Below are 18,026 nucleotides of genomic sequence, written 5' to 3' on the forward strand. Positions count from 1 at the left end.
CTAGATCGAGAAGCTCACGCCGCAGCCGCAGCTGGAGGCGGCGTTCGGGTTGCGCACCACGAACTGCGCCCCGGCCAGATCATCGACGAAGGCGATCTCGGAGCCCTTGAGGAAGGGCAGGGAGACGGCGTCGACCAGGGCGGTCTGGCCGCCGGCCTCGATGCGGATGTCGTCGGCCCCGGCGTCCTCGACCAGTTCGAACCGGTACTGGAAACCGGAGCAGCCGCCGCCGTCGACGGCGACGCGCAGCATGACCGGATGACCCTCGTCCCGGCCGAGCGTCTCGAGCCGCCGTGCGGCAGTGTCGGACAGGGTCAGGCCATGGCCGCCCGCGGACGGCGATATCTGGAATGCGGGGACGGATTGGACGGTGCTCACAGGGGCCTATATGAGGCGCGGGGGGCCGTTCGCAAAGGCCCGCAGACGAATGAGCAGCCGACGTTGATCCCCGAGCGCGCCGCCTACGCCGAATATCCCGAGCACAGCCGCGGCCGGCTGACGCCCGAGCCGATCAGCCGCACGCGTAACGCCTACGCCCGGGACCGCGACCGGATCATCCACGCCACCGCCTTCCGCCGCCTGAAGGAGAAGACCCAGGTCTTCGTGGCGCACGAGGGCGATCACTACCGCACCCGCCTGACCCACAGCCTCGAGGTCGCCCAGATCGCGCGGTCGCTGGCCCACGCCCTGCGGCTGGATACCGATCTGGCCGAGACGGTGGCGCTGGCTCACGACCTCGGCCATCCGCCGTTCGGCCACGCGGGCGAGGACGAGCTTCAGGCGCAGATGGAGCCGTGGGGCGGGTTCGATCACAACGTCCAGACCTTCCGCGTCGTGACCCGGCTGGAGCACCGCTATCCCCAGTTCGAGGGGCTGAACCTCAGCTGGGAAACCGTCGAGGGGGTGGTCAAGCACAACGGTCCGGTGTCGCACCGGCTGGACGAGCCGGCGTGGAAGGCCATCGCCGACTACGCCCCCGGATGGGACCTGCGGCTGGGCACCTTCGCCTCGCTGGAGGCGCAGGCGGCCGCCATCGCCGACGACATCGCCTACAACAATCACGATGTGGACGACGGGGTCCAGGCGGGCCTGTTCACCCTCGACGACCTGTCGCAAGTGCCGCTGATCGGCCCGGTGCTGCACGGGGTGCGCAAGGACTGGCCGGACATCGACGAGCGGATGATCCGCATCGAGGCCGTGCGGCGCATGATCGGCGTCATGGTCGAGGACGTGCTGGCGGAAACCGAGCGCCGGATCGAGGCGGCGGACATCCGTTCGTCCGAGGACGTGCGCATGGCCGACCGGATGCTGGTCGCCTTCTCGCCCGCCATGCTGGCCGATCTGGGCGTGCTGCGGCAGTTCCTGTTCGAGCGGATGTACCGCCACTATCGCGTCAACCGCACCCGCAGCCAGGCGCGGCGGATTCTCGCCGAGATGTTCCAGCTGTTCATGGCCGAACCGGCGACCCTGCCCCCCGAATGGTCCGGCAAGGCCGGGACTACGGATCAGGCGAAGCGGGCGCGGGCGGTGTGCGACTACATCGCCGGCATGACCGACCGCTACGCCATCGAGGAACACAAGAAGCTGTTCAGCCTCGACCTCGCTCTCGATCTGTAGCCACCCCCGGCCGTCATCCCCTCGTCATCCCCCACCCGTCATCCTCGGGCTTGACCCGAGGATCAAAGGCGGGAGGCGGACTGTGCGCGCGAGACGGCCCGGCGTCCGTGCCCGTGCTCCTCCCACCGCGCACCGGATCGTCTGATCCTCGGGTCAAGCCCGAGGATGACGGGGACAGAACGACGGGGAGGGGATGACAGTGGAGGGATAGCGGACACGCCTGAAAAAGGACTCGGACCGGGATAGAGTGTTTGGCGGGCGCGCCGATTCGCGCGGCCCGGCTGGAAGGCGCGGTCATGTCCCACGAAGATCCCTATCGTCCGAACCCGGGTCGCGACCCCGGCCATGATCGCGGCGCCTATACGCCGCCGACGGACGACGACCTGCCGTTCAACCGCGGCGGCTACGATCCGCGCCGGAGCGGCGGCGGAGGGGGCGGAGCCAAGGCGCCGCCGATGACGCTGATCATCTCGGCGGTCGTGCTGGTGCTGCTGATCATCGCCGTGGTGGTCTACTACCGCGCCGGTCCCCGATCCTCGAACGACGCCCCGCCCGCCGTCGGCACGCCCGTCGGCGAGATGAAGGCGGACGCTCCGGTGGACGCCCAACCGATCGATCCGGAGGCCGGCATCGACGTCTATTCGGACGCCGAGGCCCCGACGACCGCCCCGGTCTTCACCCCGCCGCCCGAGGCTGTCCAGCCGCGCCCGGCTCCTGCGCCGATCCCGGCCCCCGTCGCGACGACGCCGGGACCGGCTCCGGTCGCGCCGCCGGTCGGCCCCGCCGTCCCGCCGGCGCCGAAAGCCGATCCCGCGCCCACCGGCGGAAGCTCGGGCGTTCAGATCGGGGCCTTCTCGACCCCCAGCCTCGCCGACCGCGAGTTCGCCGCCATCGTCGCCCGCTATCCGCAGTTCACCAGCGGCGCGGACAAGCGGGTGCAGGAGGTGACGGCCTCCAACGGCGCGACCGTCTACCGCACGACCGTCACGGGCCTGAGCCGCGAACAGGCGACCGGCCTCTGCAGCGCGATCAAGGCCGGCGGCGGCGATTGCTTCGTGCGTTGACGCCAGCGTGACCTCCGCCGCGATCTACGGCTGCAGCGGCCATCGGCTGACGGATGCGGAGAAGGCCTTCTTCGCCGACGTCCGGCCGTGGGGCTTCATCCTGTTCCGGCGCAATGTCGACAGCCCCGAACAGATGCGCGCCCTGACCGGCGAGATGCGCGACTGCATCGGCGACCCCCTCTGCCCGATCCTGATCGATCAGGAGGGCGGGCGGGTGCAGCGGATGGGGCCGCCGCACTGGCGGAAATATCCGCCGGGCGAGGCCTATCTGAAGGCGACCAACGATCCTCTGGCGGCGCGCGAACTGGCCCGGCTGGGCGCGCGGCTGATCGCGCACGACCTGAGGGCGGTGGGGATCAATGTCGACTGCGCCCCGGTGCTGGACGTGCCGGTGCCCGGCGCCCACGACATCATCGGCGACCGCGCCTGGGCCCATGATCCGGCGACGGTGGCGCAACTGGGCCGGGCGGCGGCCGAGGGATTGCTGGCCGGCGGCGTCCTGCCGGTGATCAAACACATGCCGGGCCACGGCCGCGCCTTCGCCGACAGCCACCACGACCTGCCGGTGGTGCACGCCGGTTTCGAAGCCCTGGACGACTGGGATTTCGCGCCGTTCAGGGCCCTGTCTGACATGCCGCTGGCCATGACCGCCCATGTGGTGTTCGACGCGATCGATCCGAAACGCCCGGCCACGACCTCGAAGAAGGCCGTGCGGCTGATGCGGGATCATCTCGGCTTCGGCGGCCTGATCATGACGGACGACCTGTCGATGAAGGCCCTGTCCGGCTCGCTTCGCGAACGGGCCGAGGCCTCGCTGAAGGCGGGCTGCGACGTGGTCCTGCACTGCAACGGCGATCTGGACGACATGCGGCTGGTCGCCGAGGGGACCGGCAAGCTGAAGGGGCAAGCGGCCAAACGCGCCGCCGCCGCCATGGCCCGCATCGTCCACACGCCCGAGCCGCTGGACGAGCCCGAGGCCCGGACCCGGTTCGCGGCCATGCTGGAAGGGAAGCTTGACGCCGCCCGGGGCCCCGACGTCGGCGAGGCCCAGGCCTGAGCCCATGACCGACGCCTTCCAGCCCAATCTGGACTTCACCGCCGCCGAACAGGTCGACGAGCGCGAGGCGTTCGTGGTCGATCTGGAAGGGTATGAGGGCCCGCTGCACGTGCTGCTGGCGCTGGCGCGGACGCAGAAGGTCGATCTGCTGAAGCTGTCGATCACGAAGCTGGCCGAACAGTATCTGGCCTTCGTCCACGAGGCGCGGCGGCGGAATTTCTCGCTGGCGGCGGACTATCTCGTGATGGCCTCCTGGCTGGCCTATCTGAAGTCGCGCCTGCTCTTGCCCCGCACCGACAAGAAGGGCGACGAGCCTCCCGCCGAGGAAATGGCGGCGGCGCTCGCCTTCCGCCTGCAGAAGCTGGAGGCGATGCGCAAGGCGGTCGAGGCCATCACGGCCCGGCCCCGGCTGAAGCGCGACGTCTTCACCCGCGGCGATCCCGAGGCGACGGTGATCGTGCCGTCCGACCAGATCGACGCCAGCCTGTACGAGCTGATGGCGGCCTATGTGACCCAGCGCCGGCGCGAGGGCCTGCGCCAGTACAATCCCGGCCAGCGGGTCGAGGCCTTCGGTCTGGAGGCGGCGCGGGACTGGCTGCGCGACGTGCTGCCCCGGCTGGAGCAATGGACGCCGCTGGAGCAGGTCGCTCCGGCCCACAGCGGCGTCGAGGGCCCGACCCAGGCCAGCTTTACCGCCTCGACCCTGTCGGCCAGTCTGGAGCTGGTGAAGGAGGGGGCGATGGATGTGAAACAGGCCGAGGCCTTCGCCGAGCTGTATCTGAAGCGGCGCGGACGCGGTCAGCCGCTGGAGTTGATGCCGTGATCCAGTTCGCCCACCCCTGCCTGCCGTCATCCTCGGGCTTGACCCGAGGATCAGACCATCCGGTGTGCGGTGGTGGTTATTTCGGCCCGGCCTCAGGGCCGACCCATAGACACAGCCGGAGGCCGCGTCTGATCCTCGGGTCAAGCCCGAGGATGACGGTGGGAAGGGGGCGGGAACGAGCATGATCCAGTTCGCCCCCGATCACGGAGAGATTGAACGCCGCGTCGAGGCCCTGCTGTTCGCCGCCGCCGGCCCGCTGTCTGCGGCCGAGCTGGCGCGCCGCCTGCCCGAGGGGGCCGATGTCGGCGGCGCCATCTCGGCCCTGCGCGAGCGCTATCAGGGCCGGGGCGTCGAGCTGGAATGCGTCGCCGACCGCTGGCGCTTCCGCACCGCCGCCGACCTCGGCTTCCTGATGACCGAGGAGCGCGAGGAGCCGCGCCGCCTGTCGAAGGCCGCGCTCGAGACCCTGGCGATCATCGCCTACCACCAGCCCTGCACCCGGGCCGAGATCGAGAGCGTGCGCGGCGTCTCCCTGTCCAAGGGCACGCTGGACCTGCTGCTGGAGATGGGCTTCGTGAAGCTGAAGGGCCGGCGCCGCACGCCGGGCCGCCCTGTCACCTACGCCACCGCTGACAAATTCCTCGAGCATTTCAGCCTCGCCAGCCTGTACGACCTGCCGGGCGTGCAGGAGATGAAGGCCGCGGGCCTGCTGGACCTGTCCATCCCCGTCGGCTTCGAGGTGCCCGACCCGTCGCGGGCGGGGGACGACGACGATGCGCCCCTGCTGGACGGCGTCGATGACGCGCCCGAGTTCGCACAGGATTTCGTGGCCGAGGACTGACTCGCTGCGACCGATTCTGACGCAGGCGGGGCCTAGACTCCGCTTCCAGGTCGAACGGGAGGCGGGAAATGTCCGAAATGTCCGAAAGTGTCCCACGAATTTTTTGGTCATTCGGACACTTCATGGAGGGTCCGGCCAGCCGGGTGATGCAATCCCCCCGAACCCTTGCTAATCCGCTGGGATGATCGCTCGCCTTCGCCCCGTACCGTTCGACCTCGGCCCCGTCCATTTCGTGGGCATAGGGGGCATCGGGATGAGCGGGATCGCCGAGATCATGCTCAAGATCGGCTATTCGGTTCAGGGCTCGGACGCCAGGGCCAGCGCAAATACCGAGCGGCTGGAGCGGCTGGGCGCGCGCATCTTCATCGGCCATGACGCCGGCCACATCGGCGACGGCGTCTCGGCGGTGGTCTATTCCACGGCCGTCAAGGCGACCAATCCCGAGATGGTCGCGGCCCGCGAGCGCCGGATCCCGCTGGTGCGCCGGGCCGAGATGCTGGCCGAGCTGATGCGGCTGCAGTTCTCGATCGGGGTCGGCGGCACCCACGGCAAGACCACCACCACCTCCATGGTCGCGGCCCTGCTGGACCAGGCCGGGCTCGACCCCACGGTGGTCAACGGCGGCATCATCAACGCCTACGGCACCAACGCCAAGGTGGGCGACGGCGACTGGATCGTGGTCGAGGCCGACGAGAGCGACGGCAGCTTCCTGCGCCTGAAATGCACGGTCGCGATCATCACCAACATCGACCCCGAGCACCTCGACCACTACGGCGACTTCGACGCGCTGAGGAAGGCGTTCGTCGACTTCATCGAGGACATTCCCTTCTACGGCTTCGGCGTCGTCTGCCTCGACCACCCCGAGGTGCAGCGGCTGGCGGCCTCGATCGACAACCGTCGCCTCGTCACCTACGGCCTCAACCCCCAGGCCATGGTCCGGGCCGATAACTGCCAGATGAGCCCGGACGGCTGCCGCTTCGACGTGGTCATCCAGGGGCAGGGTCTGGCCGCTCTCGAAGAGCCGATCCGCATCGAGGGCCTGCACCTGCCCATGGCCGGCTGGCACAATGTCTCCAATGCGCTCGCCGCCATCGCCGTGGCGCGCGAGCTGGACGTCTCGGACGAGGCGATCAGGGCCGGTCTCGCCGGTTTCGGCGGGGTGCGGCGGCGCTTCACCACCACGGGCGTGGTCGGCGGCGTCCGGATCGTCGACGACTACGGCCACCACCCGGTCGAGATCGCCGCCGTCCTGAAGGCCGCCCGTCAGGTCGCCGACGGACGCGTCATCGCCGTGGTCCAGCCGCACCGCTTCACCCGCCTGCGCGACCTGATGGAAGAGTTCTCGACCTGCTTCTCCGATGCCGACGCCGTCTATGTCGCCGACGTCTATGCGGCCGGCGAGACGCCGATCGAGGGGATCGACAAGGATGCGCTGGTGGAGGGCATCCGCCGTTTCGGCCATCGTTCGGTCCAGCCGCTGGAGAGCGTCGAGGCGCTGCCGGGCGTGGTCGCGGCCGAGGCGAAGCCGGGCGACCTCGTCGTTCTGCTGGGCGCCGGCGACATCACCGCCTGGGCCTACGCCCTGCCGGGGCAGCTGGAGGCGCTGGCTTGATCGCTCTTCCCGAGGTGCGCGGCAAGCTGCTGCGCGACGAGCCGCTCGGGCCGTTCACCTGGTTCCGGGTGGGCGGGAACGCCGACGTGCTGTTCATCCCGGCCGACGGCGACGACCTGGCTGATTTCCTGAAGGCGCTGGACCCGGCTGTGCCCGTGACGGTGCTGGGCGTGGGCTCCAACGTCATCGTCCGCGACGGCGGCGTCGAGGGCGTGGTCGTCCGGCTGGCCGGGCGGCCCTTCGCCGGGATCACGACCGAGGGCGACACCATCACCGCCGGCGCCGGCGCGCTGGACTCCATGGTCGCCAGGGCCTCGGCCAAGGCGGGTCTGACCGGGCTGGAGTTCTACGCCGGCATCCCCGGCACCATCGGCGGCGCCCTGACCATGAACGCCGGCTGCTACGGCGCGGAGACCAAGGACATCCTGGTCTCGGCGCGCGGGGTGACGCGGTCGGGCGAGCGGGTCGAATATGCGCTGGCCGACTTCGGCTACACCTACCGCCACTCCGAGGCGCCGGCGGACATCATCTGGCTGGAGGCGACCTATCGCGGGACGCCGGCCGACCCCGAGGCCGTGTCGGCGAAGATCGCCGAGATCACCTCGCGCCGGGAACAGACCCAGCCGATCCGCGAGAAGACCGGCGGCTCGACCTTCAAGAACCCGCCGGGCCATTCGTCGTGGAAGCTGGTCGACGAGGCGGGCTGGCGCGGCAAGCTGTTCAGGGCCACCGGAGGCGGGGCCATGTTCAGTGAATTGCACAGCAATTTCATGATCAACCCGGGCGAGGCGACCGCCGCCGACATCGAAGGCCTTGGCGATACGGTGCGGGCGGACGTTCAAAGTAAACTGAACGTAAACCTCGAATGGGAGATCAAGAGGATCGGCCGCCCGCTTTGAGTTGATCACCCGCATGACCCGCCCGTTCGCAGACCTGCACGTCGCCGTCCTGATGGGCGGATTGTCGTCCGAACGGGAGGTTTCGCTGAGCTCGGGCCGGATGTGCGCCGACGCCCTGGAAGGGCAGGTGGCCCGGGTCAGCCGCGTCGACGCCGGCCGCGACCTGGCCCAGGTGCTGGCGGATCTGAAACCCGATGTCGTCTTCAACGCCCTGCACGGCGAATGGGGCGAGGACGGCTGCGTCCAGGGCGTGCTGGAGACCCTGGGCCTTCCCTATACCCACTCGGGCGTCCTGGCTTCGGCGCTCGCGATGGACAAGGAAAAGTCCAAGGCCGTGCTGCGCGCCGCCGGCGTGATCGTGCCCGGCGGCGGTCTGTTCGACCGGTACGAGGTGGCGCGCCGCCACGTCATCGATCCGCCCTATGTCATCAAGCCCAACGCCGAAGGCTCCTCGGTCGGGGTCTATCTGGTGCGCGAGGGCGAGGCGCCCTGCGCCGCGCCCGGCGAGGCCGCCTGGACCTATGGCGAACTGGTCATGGTCGAGCCCTTCATCGCGGGAAAGGAACTGGCGGTGACGGTTCTCGGGGAAAAGTCGGGTCCCCGCGCCCTGACGGTCACCGACATCACGCCGCACAAGGGCTTCTACGACTACGAGGCCAAATACGCGCCGGGCGGCTCCAGCCACATCCTGCCCGCGGTTCTGCCGCCGCATGTGTTCGAGAAGGCGCTGCGGGAATCCGAGCTGGCGCATGCCGCCATGGGGTGTCGCGGCGTGTCGCGATCGGACTTTCGTTATGACGATATTAAGGACGATCTGGTCCTTCTGGAGGTCAATACCCAGCCCGGCATGACGCCGACCTCGCTCAGTCCCGAGCAGGCCGCCTTCGTCGGGATGGACTATAAAGCATTGGTGCGGTGGATGGTGGAGGACGCCTCATGCCCGCGGTAGTTCGCGGCGGTCGGCGACAGAGTTCGAACCAGCCTGCAAAACGCGGCGCGGCTCCCCGGTCACAGGGGCGCGGCCGCGCGCCCCGCAATGCGCCGGCCACGCCGGGCAAGATGGCGGCGCTGGGCCGTCTCGACCTGTCGCCCCGCGCGGTCATCATCTCCATCGTCGCCGGCGTCGCCGTTCTGGCGGGCGTGCTGGCCACCGGCGCCCGCGCCGAGCGCATCGGCGCCTCGATCAGCCACGGGGTCGACGGCGCGGCCGCCGGCATGGGGCTGAAACTCGAGAAGGTCTTCATCGAGGGCGAGTCCCCCGAAGCCACCGCCACCATCCAGCGCGCCGTCCAGCTTCGCGCCGACCAGCCGATGACCTCGATCGACCTCGACGCCGTGCGCAAGCGGGTCGAGGCGGTGGGCTGGGTCAAGAGCGCTCGCGTGGTGCGCCTTCTGCCCAACACCCTGATCGTCCACGTCACCGAGCATGACCGCCTGGCCGTCTGGCAGGCCGGCGGCCAGAACCGGGTCATCGACAGCCACGGCGCGGTCATCGCCGGGGCTGACGCCGGCCGCTATCCCAACCTTCCGCTGGTCGTCGGCAAGGGCGCCGAACAGGCCGCCTCCGAGGTTCTGCCCCTGATCGCCCAGCGGCCCGGCCTGCAGGCGCGGGTCGAGGCGCTGGTGCGCGTCGACGAGCGTCGCTGGGACCTGAGACTGAAGGACGGCAGCCTGATCCAGCTGCCCGCCACCGACCAGGACGCCGCCCTGATCCAGCTGGATGCGCTGGACCAGCGCGAACGGCTGCTGGAGCTGGGCTTCGACCGTATTGATCTGAGAACGCCTGGGGAGGTCGCCGTCCGGCCCTCCGCCGGCGCCGCGTAGGGTAGGGGACGCTTATGGCCGGACGGTCTGTGGATAAAACTGTGGACGGCGCCAAGGGCGCCGCCGGTCGCGCGCCCGTCGTGGCGGCGCTGGATCTCGGCCAGTCCAAGGTGGCCTGCTTTATCATGAAGCCGGAGGGCGTCCGTCACGCCGACCGGACCATCCGCGTCGCCGGAGCCGGGCACGTCCAGTCGCGCGGCGTCCGCGGCGGCGGCATTGTGAATATGGACGAGGCGGCCCAGGCCATCGGCCACGCCGTCGAGCGCGCCGAGCGCGCCGCCGGCTCGCCGGTCTCGGGCGTCGTCGTCACCACGGCCATCGGCCAGATGGCCAGCCATCGCGTCCAGGCCCGGGTCTCTCTCGGAGCCACGCCGGTCGGAGACGCCGATCTGGCGCGCGCCATCGCCATGGCCCTGGCCCAGATCCGCCTGCCCAACCGTCGGCCCATCCACGTCCTGCCGATCGCCTGGTCGGTCGACGGCGCGCGCGGCGTCCACGACCCCCGTTCGATGAAGGGCCATTCGCTCGGCCTCGACCTGCTGGTCGTCTCCATGGCCGAGGGCGCCTTCAACGGCCTGAGTCACTGCCTCGAACTGGCGCATCTCGACCTCCAGGGCGTGGCCTCGGCGCCGGTGGTGTCGTCGCTGGCGGCGCTGGAAGACGACGAGATGGATCTGGGCTGCGTCTGCATCGACATGGGCGGCGGCTCCACCTCGGCGGCGGTCTGGGGCGGACGATCCCTGCTGCACATTGAATCCCTGAACGTCGGCGGCGATCACGTCACCGCCGACATCGCCCGCGGCCTGTCGACTTCCAAGGCCGGGGCCGAGCGGCTCAAGACCCTGCACGGCTCGGCCATGGCCAGCGCCAATGAGGACCGCGAGATGCTGGAGGCCCCGCCGCGCGGCGAGGACCCGTCGGCCGGTCCCATCTTCGTCCAGCGCGCCATGCTGAAGACGGTCATCGCTCCGCGCGTTGAGGAAACCCTCGAACTGCTGCGCGACCGCCTGCGCAACGCCGGCGTGGGCCTCGAACCCGGCGCGGGCCTCGTCCTGACCGGCGGCGCCAGCCAGCTGAACGGCGTCCGCGAACTGGCCGTGCGCGTGTTCGACCGCCCCGTGCGCCTCGGCAAACCCCAGCGCGCGCCCCACCTGGCCGACGCCGCGTCGGGTCCGGCCTTCTGCTCCGCCGCCGGCGTCCTGCTGCGCGCGGCCTACGGTCCGCGCGAGGCCGTTTCGGCCCGCAAGCTGATGTCGCGACAACTTTCGGCTGCAGACGCTCCGCGCATCCATCAAGGCGGGATTGTGGCGCGCGCCGCCGGCTGGTTGCGCGAAAACCTCTGAACCGACCGGCCTGCCCGGCTGGGCGGCGCTTTGTAGCTTGGCAGTTCCTTGTCCCTACTGTGTCCGGATTGTAACAACCAGGGCCCGGATTGGTCGTCGTGCCGCCACAATGTTTGCCGCTGCGGTCTTTGCTGTTAGCGTGGTCGTCCGAAGCAGAATCCGTCTCCACGGCGGATTCTGCCTATTGCATCCATTTCTGGTTGGGGCCCAATCATGCTTCTGAAGCGCAAGTACCTCTTTGGCTCGACGATCCTTGCAGGCGTCATGGCTGTCACCGCTCCGGCCTTCGCCCAGAGCCAGCTTCCGCCCGTGAACGTCCAGGGTCAGGCCGACCAGGACGCCACCGAGATCGACGAAGTCGTCGTCACCGGCTCGCGCATCCGTCGCGACCCCACCAACGCTCCGACCCCGCTGATCCAGGTCAATCGCGAAACCCTGCTGACCACGGGTCAGTCGACGGTGATCGACTACCTGGCCACCATCCCGGCCCTTTCGAACTCGGTCGTTCCGTCGGACACGACGGGTTCCGGCCTGGGTGACGGCGGCCTGTCGCTGGCCAACCTGCGCTCGCTCGGTTCGAACCGTACGCTGACCCTGGTGGACGGCCGTCGTCACGTCGGCTCCAACGGCGGTTCGCTCGCCGTCGACGTCGACACCATCCCCCGCCTGCTGATCGAGAACATCGAGATCATCACCGGCGGCGCCTCGTCGGTCTACGGCGCGGACGCCGTCTCCGGCGTGCTGAACTTCGTCCTGCGCAAGGATTTCGAAGGCCTGGAGATCGACGCCAACTACGGCATGATCAACCAGGGCGGCGAGGCCTCCAAGCGCATCTCGGCCCTGCTCGGCCACAACTTCTTCGATGACCGTCTGAACCTCTACGCTCACGCCGAATACGAGCAGCAGGACCCGGTCACGTCGTTCGACATCGACTGGATCGAAGACGGCTACTATCTGCTCGGCATCGACGCGGATCCCACCAATGCGACCCTGGGGCCGCCCGCCGACGGCTTCGTCGATTCCTTCCTGTTCCGCGGCCCGGTCCGCATGGACCGCCCGGTCTGGGGTCAGACGACCATCGCCCACACGACCCGCCTGAGCCCGACCGGCGATCCGGACGTGGCGAACTTCACCGGCAGCTCGTGTAACTTCACCTATGCGGCCGGCTGCTACGCCGTGGCTCCCGGCTATACCTACTGGTACGACGGCACGACCGCCCGTCCGGCCAACTTCGGCCAGCGCATCGGCGAGACCGGCGTCAGCCGTCCGTACAACTACGGCGGCGACGGCGACAATCCGGCGGCCTTCTCGACCCTCTCGCGGGTGCCGGATTCGGAATCCCAGCGTTACCAGGTCGGCGCCAACCTGCGCGTCACCGACAACATCGACGCCTTCTTCGAGGTCAAGCACATCATCGAAGACACCTTCGATGTCAGCCAGCCGACCTTCTTCGACTTCGATCTGGACAACACCTCCTACGCCCCGACCCAGCTGAACTCCCTGTGGGGCGTTCAGGCCATGGACCTGCGCTGGGATGACAACGCCTTCCTGCCGGCCCTGGTGCGCAACGCCATCGCCACCAACCGCCTGGAAGTCTGCACCCCGCCGACGGCGACCCTGCCGAGCCGCAACTGCGCGCCCGGTCCGCTGGTCCAGCTGGGCCGCCACAGCATGTTCGGTCCCGACCGGTACCAGGACAACCATCGTGAGCTGACGCGCTTCGTCGTCGGCGCGCGCGGCTCGTTCGACCAGCTGCTGTTCGTCGACAACATCAACTGGGACATCGGCTACACCTACGGTGAAGCCACGATGGAGAACATCGAAGGCGGCGTTGACTCCCTGCGTGTCGGCCTCGCCGCCGACTCGGTCTTCGACGTCGCCGGCGTGGTCAACGGCACCCCGGGCCAGATCGTCTGCCGCGCCCAGCTGCTGGACGCCCTGGGTCTGCCGCTCGAGTACAACAACATCGGCAACGTGTTCGGCGGCGAAGATGTCCGCAACCTGCAGGGCTACAGCCAGGCAGACATCGACAGCTGCGCCCCGCTGAACATCTTCGGCGACGGCAACCAGAGCCAGGCCGCCCTCGATTACATCGACGCCGCCATCGCCGTGACCGAGCTCAATGAGCAGGAGCAGTTCATCGCCTCGGCCGCCGGCGAGCTGTGGGACTTCTGGGGCGCCGGCCCGATCGGCGTCGCCCTGGGCGTCGAATACCGCCGCGAATACACCGAAGCCGTGGGCCGCGACGCCGACACCAACGGTCGCTTCCTGTTCATGAACACGGGCCCCGACTTCGTGGGCGCCCAGTACGAGAGCGAGGAAGTCTTCGCCGAACTGTCGCTGCCGCTCTTCCGCGACAGCTGGATGGGCGAATACGCCGAACTGAGCGGTTCGTACCGCTACGCCGACTACACGACGGTGGGCGAGCTCGACGTCTACGGGGTGAACCTGGTTTACCGCCCGGTTCAGGACATCACCTTCAAGACCAGCTTCAACAGCTCGGTCCGGGTGCCTGACCTGGGTGAGAACTTCTCGCCCTTCAGCCAGACCTTCGCCAACAGCTTCGTCGATCCCTGCGCCACGAACCAGATCGCCGGCATCGGCGATGCTGAAATCCGCAACAACCGGATCACCAACTGTTCGGCCCTGGCCGCGGCTCAAGGTCTGAGCTTCGACTTCGGCAGCGCCACCGCGACGACGACCGACGACTTCCTGCCGGCCTACACCTCGGGTATCGCCGGCGTGCTCGGCGGCAACCCGTTCCTGCAGCCGGAAGAGTCGGAATCCTTCACCTTCTCGACGGTGATCCAGCCGCGTTGGTTCCCGAACCTCAGCCTGGTGCTGGACTACTACGAGATCGAGATCGAGAACGTCATCTCGACCGTCTCGGCCCAGACCGCCGCCAACAACTGCGTCAGCGGCGCTTCGCTGAACACGGCCGCCTGCGCCACCATCTTCCGTAACCGCGGACAGGTGGGCGAAGAGTTCTGGGTTGGCGGACCGGTTGGCGATCCCATCGGCGGCTTCATCGAAGGCTCCATCAACTACGCCGCCCTGACCACCCGTGGTCTGGACTTCACGGCGCGGTACTCGGTGGACATCGAGGAAACGTTCGGCCGCAACTGGGGCCGTCTCGACTACTCCATCGGCGGCCTGTGGCTGATCGAGCAGGAGCAGTTCCTGAACTCCTCGGATCCGAGCGACGGCACCGAGATCGGCAGCACGCTCTTCTACCCGCGCGTCCGGTTCACCTCTTCGCTGACCTACACGCCCAACGACGTCTGGAGCGTGAACTGGACTGTCGATTGGCAGACCGCCCAGGACATCGTCTCGCCGCGTAACTTCATTGCGAACAGCGACAGCCGGTCCCCGGACTACCTCGACACGGGTGACTTCGCCCGCCATGACTTCACGGTCCGCTGGAACGTCGAGGACAACCTGTCGCTGCGCGCTGGCGTGGTGAACGCGTTCGACAACGAGCAGGCCCCCTGGCTGGGCACGACGCTCTACTCGAACTTCGATCCCTACGGCACGCGCTTCTTCATCGGCCTGAACTACCGTCCCTGGTAAGATCCACGGACGCCACGACGAAGGGGGGCGGCTCGCAAGAGCCGCCCCCTTTTTCGTGTCCGCTGCAAAACTGTGGTGAAGGTTAACGAAATCCGTGGCCTCGGGCCCGACTCAGCCTATCGGGTAACACTCCCTTAAGCAGTTCAGGTGTTTCCTTAACGCGCTCATAACCAATGCGAATCGGCGGGGAATCGCATCGGGGTACGGCAAGGGCAGGGTCGGATAAGGTCGGATAAGAATATGTCTCTCTCGCTGGTGCGTCCGCAACACACGGAACTGAAGCCCCGTATCGTCGTCTTCGGCGTCGGCGGAGCCGGCGGGAACGCCGTCAACAACATGATCGACGCCGGCCTTGAAGGGGTCGAGTTCGTCGTCGCCAACACCGACGCGCAGCACCTGTCGTTCGCCAAGACCGACCGCCGCGTCCAGCTGGGCGAGACCATCACGCAAGGCCTGGGCGCCGGCGCCCACCCCGAGGTCGGCATGAACGCCGCCGAGGAATCCGCCGAGGAAATCTACGGGCACCTGGACGGCGCCCACATGGTCTTCATCACCGCCGGCATGGGCGGCGGCACCGGAACCGGAGCCGCCCCCGTCATCGCCAAATGCGCGCGCGACCGCGGCATACTGACGGTCGGCGTCGTGACCAAGCCCTTCACCTTCGAGGGCCGCCACCGCATGCGTCTGGCCGATGCGGGCATCGCCGAGCTGCAACGCTACGTCGACACCCTGATCGTCATCCCGAACCAGAACCTGTTCCGCGTCGCCAATGAGCGCACCACCTTCGCCGACGCCTTCGGCATGGCCGACCAGGTGCTGCACTCGGGCGTGCGCTCGATCACCGACCTGATGATCCTGCCGGGCCTGATCAACCTCGACTTCGCCGACGTCCGCGCCGTCATGTCCGAAATGGGCAAGGCGATGATGGGCACGGGCGAGGCCACGGGCGACGACCGCGCCCTGATGGCGGCCCAGAACGCCATCGCCAACCCGCTGCTGGACGAGACCAGCCTCAAGGGCGCCAAGGCCGTGCTGGTGAACATCACCGGCGGCATGGACATGACCCTGCTGGAAGTCGACGAGGCCGCCAACGCCATCGCCGGCGAGGTGGACGCCGACGCCAACATCATCTTCGGGGCCGCCTTCGACCCGGCCCTGGACGGCAAGATCCGCGTCTCGGTCGTGGCCACCGGCATGGAAGACCTGGCCGCCGCCAAGGGCGCGCCCTCGACCGGAACCCCGGCCTTCGACCGCCGTCCCGCTGCGCCCTACGCCGCCTCGCGCGCCGAGCCCGTCCGTCACGAGCCGGTTCGCAGCGAGCCGGTCCGCGCCGAGGCTCCGCGCCAGACCGAGGCCGCGCCGATCGTTCCGACCTTTCAGTCCGCCCAGCCGACCTACGGGACTGCGGCCCGCGCTCCCGAGCCGCGCCCGGAACCCGTGATCCACGTCGCCGAGGACCGGAACCTGGAGCCGATCGTCGATCCCTGGGTCGAGGAGTATGAATCCTCGCCGCGCGCGCGCACGGCCGCCGAAACCACCGCTCCGGTGGCCCAGGGCGACCTCTATATGGATCCCTCGGCCGACCGCGATCCGCAGCCGGAGCCGCGCCGGGAAGAGCCCGCCTATGACGACTATGATGACCGCGATCATCGAAAGTCCGGCTGGAGCCTGTTCGGTCGGGGCAAGCGCCAGGCAGCGCAGCCGACCTATCCGCAGTCGCGTCAGACCGAGTCCCGCATGAACACCGAGATGCGTCCGACCACCCAGGCCCAGCCGGCTCCCGAGCCCGAGCTGGGGCAGGCCGAAGACGATCTGGAAATTCCGTCGTTCCTGCGCCGCCTCGCCAACTGAGGCTGTTCGACTGATCGATGAAGGCCCCGGAGCCCGCGCTCCGGGGCTTTTTCGTGGCGGACGCGGTTACCAAAACCGAAACAATTGGAAACCCTACTTTCATTTCGCTGTTGCGGAGCGACCGTTAGAGGGTTGCTGGGGCGCAATCCGCACGAATAGCGGAACGCCGTTATCCAGAGAGTTCCAGCTTGCCGGTCAGCTACGACCATCGCCAGAAGACGACCGTCGCCCCCGCGATCATCGCGGGCGTGGGCGTGCACACGGGCGACCGGGTGCGTCTGGCCGTGCGCCCGGCGCCGGTCGGCACGGGCATCGTCTTCGTGCGCACCGACATCAGGGACCGCGACAACCGCATTCCGGTCTCGGGCGAGGCCGTCGTCGACGCCCGCCTGAACACCATGATCGAGAACGCCGCCGGCGTGCGCCTGTCGACCATCGAACACCTGATGGCCGCCTTCGCCGCCCTGGGCGTGTCGAACGCCGTGGTCGAGGTGGACGGACCCGAGCTGCCGATCCTCGACGGTTCGGCGCTGCAGTTCGTCCAGCTGCTGGATCGCGCCGGCTTCCGCCGTCAGGAAGCGGCTGTCCGCTATATCGAGATCCTCGAGCCGATCCGCGTCCAGGAAGGCGACAAGACCGCCGCCCTGCTGCCCTGCGACCGCTACGAGATGCGGTTCGAGATCGACTTCGACACGCCGGTCATCGGCAATCAGGTGGTGGACTTCGTCGTCGACGAGGAAACCTTCCGCAACGAGATCATGGCCGCCCGCACCTTCGGCTTCGCCCATGAGGTCGAGGCCCTGCGCCGCGCCGGTCTGGCCCGCGGCGGTTCGCTGGAAAACGCCGTGGTCATCGACGGCGACCAGATCCTGAACCCCGGCGGCCTGCGGATGGAGCGCGAGTTCGTCAAGCACAAGGCGCTGGACGCCATCGGCGACCTGTACGTTCTCGGCGCGCCCCTGCTGGGCCGCTATGAGGGCGTGAAGGCGGGCCACCACATCAACAACCTGCTGGTCCGCGAACTGCTGGCCAATCCGCAGGCGTGGCGTGAAGTGACGGGCGCCCCCGAGCTGGCGATGGCGGGCTAGAAACAGCCCGCCGGACGCCGAGGAATTCGGATACGGATTCCGCGGGATTTCGAATACGGAATCCGGGAATTGAGAGACGACGGCTACCGCCTCGTCAGCGGAGGCTGATCGCGCTCATCAGCCGGCCGAAATCTGCCTCTCCATTCAGATAAGCCCGGCGGTTCGAGAAGAAGCGCGCCTCGTCCACGCGCGTGTCGTGGCCGGTCCAGGCGGCGTCGCCGATCCCGGCCTGCTGCAGACGCCACAGAACGAAGCCGGGCAGGTCGAACAGGCGTTTGTCCGCTGTCTCCCCCGGGGCGAAGAAGCGACCGCCGCCGGGGTCGTGGTGGTCGAACCGTTCCTGGAAGTCCGCGCCGACCTCATAGCTGGCCTGGGCGATGCAGGGGCCGACCACGGCGACCATGCGGCGCGGTTCGGCGCCGAGCGCCTGCATCGAC

At 68.7% G+C, this 18,026-nt stretch carries 15 protein-coding genes; 13 read left to right on the forward strand and 2 right to left on the reverse strand.

Translation table 11 applies throughout. The features are described 5' to 3' along the window. A complete protein-coding gene (gene erpA, locus V6M42_RS02895) occupies positions 1-378 on the reverse strand; it encodes an iron-sulfur cluster insertion protein ErpA (protein ID WP_332677037.1) in 378 nt (125 codons plus the stop codon). Between the two features lie 63 nt (positions 379-441). Here erpA and V6M42_RS02900 point away from each other — a divergent pair, with 63 nt between their 5' ends. The 13 genes from V6M42_RS02900 to lpxC all read left to right on the forward strand — a co-directional run bounded on the left by V6M42_RS02900 (position 442) and on the right by lpxC (position 17,589). Beyond that, the gene (locus V6M42_RS02900) at positions 442-1,617 is read left to right on the forward strand and encodes a deoxyguanosinetriphosphate triphosphohydrolase (protein WP_332677039.1); all 1,176 of its coding nucleotides are present in this window, start codon (positions 442-444) and stop codon (positions 1,615-1,617) included. 296 nt (positions 1,618-1,913) lie between these two features. Beyond that, complete coding sequence (locus tag V6M42_RS02905) at positions 1,914-2,681, forward strand: SPOR domain-containing protein (protein WP_332677041.1); 768 nt, start codon at positions 1,914-1,916, stop codon at positions 2,679-2,681. 7 nt (positions 2,682-2,688) lie between these two features. Then, complete coding sequence (nagZ, locus tag V6M42_RS02910) at positions 2,689-3,738, forward strand: beta-N-acetylhexosaminidase (RefSeq protein ID WP_332677043.1); 1,050 nt, start codon at positions 2,689-2,691, stop codon at positions 3,736-3,738. Between the two features lie 4 nt (positions 3,739-3,742). Beyond that, a complete protein-coding gene (locus V6M42_RS02915; protein WP_332658072.1) occupies positions 3,743-4,561 on the forward strand; it encodes a segregation and condensation protein A in 819 nt (272 codons plus the stop codon). A gap of 181 nt (positions 4,562-4,742) precedes the next feature. Next, positions 4,743-5,402: an SMC-Scp complex subunit ScpB gene (scpB, locus tag V6M42_RS02920; RefSeq protein WP_332658073.1), complete on the forward strand. Its 660-nt coding sequence runs from the start codon at positions 4,743-4,745 to the stop codon at positions 5,400-5,402. A 181-nt stretch (positions 5,403-5,583) separates the two neighbouring features. Next, positions 5,584-7,014 carry a UDP-N-acetylmuramate--L-alanine ligase gene (gene murC / locus V6M42_RS02925; protein ID WP_332677045.1) on the forward strand — a complete coding sequence of 477 codons (1,431 nt, stop codon included), beginning with the start codon at positions 5,584-5,586 and terminating at the stop codon, positions 7,012-7,014. Then, positions 7,011-7,913, forward strand: coding sequence for a UDP-N-acetylmuramate dehydrogenase (murB, locus tag V6M42_RS02930; RefSeq protein ID WP_332677047.1), 903 nt, complete (start codon positions 7,011-7,013; stop codon positions 7,911-7,913). The genes murC and murB overlap by 4 nt, the downstream gene beginning before the upstream one ends. Before the next feature lie 13 nt (positions 7,914-7,926). Continuing rightward, on the forward strand, positions 7,927-8,862 hold the full coding sequence (locus V6M42_RS02935) for a D-alanine--D-alanine ligase (RefSeq protein ID WP_332677049.1): 936 nt from the start codon (positions 7,927-7,929) through the stop codon (positions 8,860-8,862). After that, entirely contained in the window at positions 8,850-9,737 is an 888-nt protein-coding gene (locus tag V6M42_RS02940) for a cell division protein FtsQ/DivIB (RefSeq protein WP_332677051.1), read from the forward strand. Before V6M42_RS02935 ends, V6M42_RS02940 begins: the two co-directional genes overlap by 13 nt. Before the next feature lie 14 nt (positions 9,738-9,751). Beyond that, the gene (gene ftsA, locus V6M42_RS02945) at positions 9,752-11,080 is read left to right on the forward strand and encodes a cell division protein FtsA (RefSeq protein WP_056617529.1); all 1,329 of its coding nucleotides are present in this window, start codon (positions 9,752-9,754) and stop codon (positions 11,078-11,080) included. Positions 11,081-11,293: 213 nt separating this feature from the next. Beyond that, on the forward strand, positions 11,294-14,650 hold the full coding sequence (locus V6M42_RS02950; RefSeq protein WP_332677055.1) for a TonB-dependent receptor domain-containing protein: 3,357 nt from the start codon (positions 11,294-11,296) through the stop codon (positions 14,648-14,650). Positions 14,651-14,890: 240 nt separating this feature from the next. Beyond that, positions 14,891-16,501, forward strand: a complete 1,611-nt coding sequence (gene ftsZ / locus V6M42_RS02955; RefSeq protein ID WP_332658080.1) for a cell division protein FtsZ — start codon at positions 14,891-14,893, stop codon at positions 16,499-16,501. 188 nt (positions 16,502-16,689) lie between these two features. Beyond that, on the forward strand, positions 16,690-17,589 hold the full coding sequence (gene lpxC / locus V6M42_RS02960; protein ID WP_332677058.1) for a UDP-3-O-acyl-N-acetylglucosamine deacetylase: 900 nt from the start codon (positions 16,690-16,692) through the stop codon (positions 17,587-17,589). Positions 17,590-17,683: 94 nt separating this feature from the next. On the opposite strand, the gene V6M42_RS02965 is transcribed toward lpxC, so the two are convergent. After that, the coding region (locus V6M42_RS02965; RefSeq protein ID WP_332677060.1) for a laccase domain-containing protein at positions 17,684-18,026 on the reverse strand (343 nt) is incomplete at its 5' end.

The sequence above is a fragment of the Brevundimonas sp. genome, from assembly GCF_036677305.1.
Lineage (GTDB): Bacteria > Pseudomonadota > Alphaproteobacteria > Caulobacterales > Caulobacteraceae > Brevundimonas.

Bases quoted from the DNA above. Each gene is read 5' to 3' on its own strand.
- V6M42_RS02905 (WP_332677041.1), top strand. From the start codon at position 1,914: ATGTCCCACGAAGATCCCTATCGTCCGAACCCGGGTCGCGACCCCGGC.
- V6M42_RS02915 (WP_332658072.1), top strand. From the start codon at position 3,743: ATGACCGACGCCTTCCAGCCCAATCTGGACTTCACCGCCGCCGAACAG.
- scpB (WP_332658073.1), top strand. From the start codon at position 4,743: ATGATCCAGTTCGCCCCCGATCACGGAGAGATTGAACGCCGCGTCGAG.
- murC (WP_332677045.1), top strand. From the start codon at position 5,584: ATGATCGCTCGCCTTCGCCCCGTACCGTTCGACCTCGGCCCCGTCCAT.
- V6M42_RS02935 (WP_332677049.1), top strand. From the start codon at position 7,927: ATGACCCGCCCGTTCGCAGACCTGCACGTCGCCGTCCTGATGGGCGGA.
- V6M42_RS02940 (WP_332677051.1), top strand. From the start codon at position 8,850: ATGCCCGCGGTAGTTCGCGGCGGTCGGCGACAGAGTTCGAACCAGCCT.
- ftsA (WP_056617529.1), top strand. From the start codon at position 9,752: ATGGCCGGACGGTCTGTGGATAAAACTGTGGACGGCGCCAAGGGCGCC.
- V6M42_RS02950 (WP_332677055.1), top strand. From the start codon at position 11,294: ATGCTTCTGAAGCGCAAGTACCTCTTTGGCTCGACGATCCTTGCAGGC.
- ftsZ (WP_332658080.1), top strand. From the start codon at position 14,891: ATGTCTCTCTCGCTGGTGCGTCCGCAACACACGGAACTGAAGCCCCGT.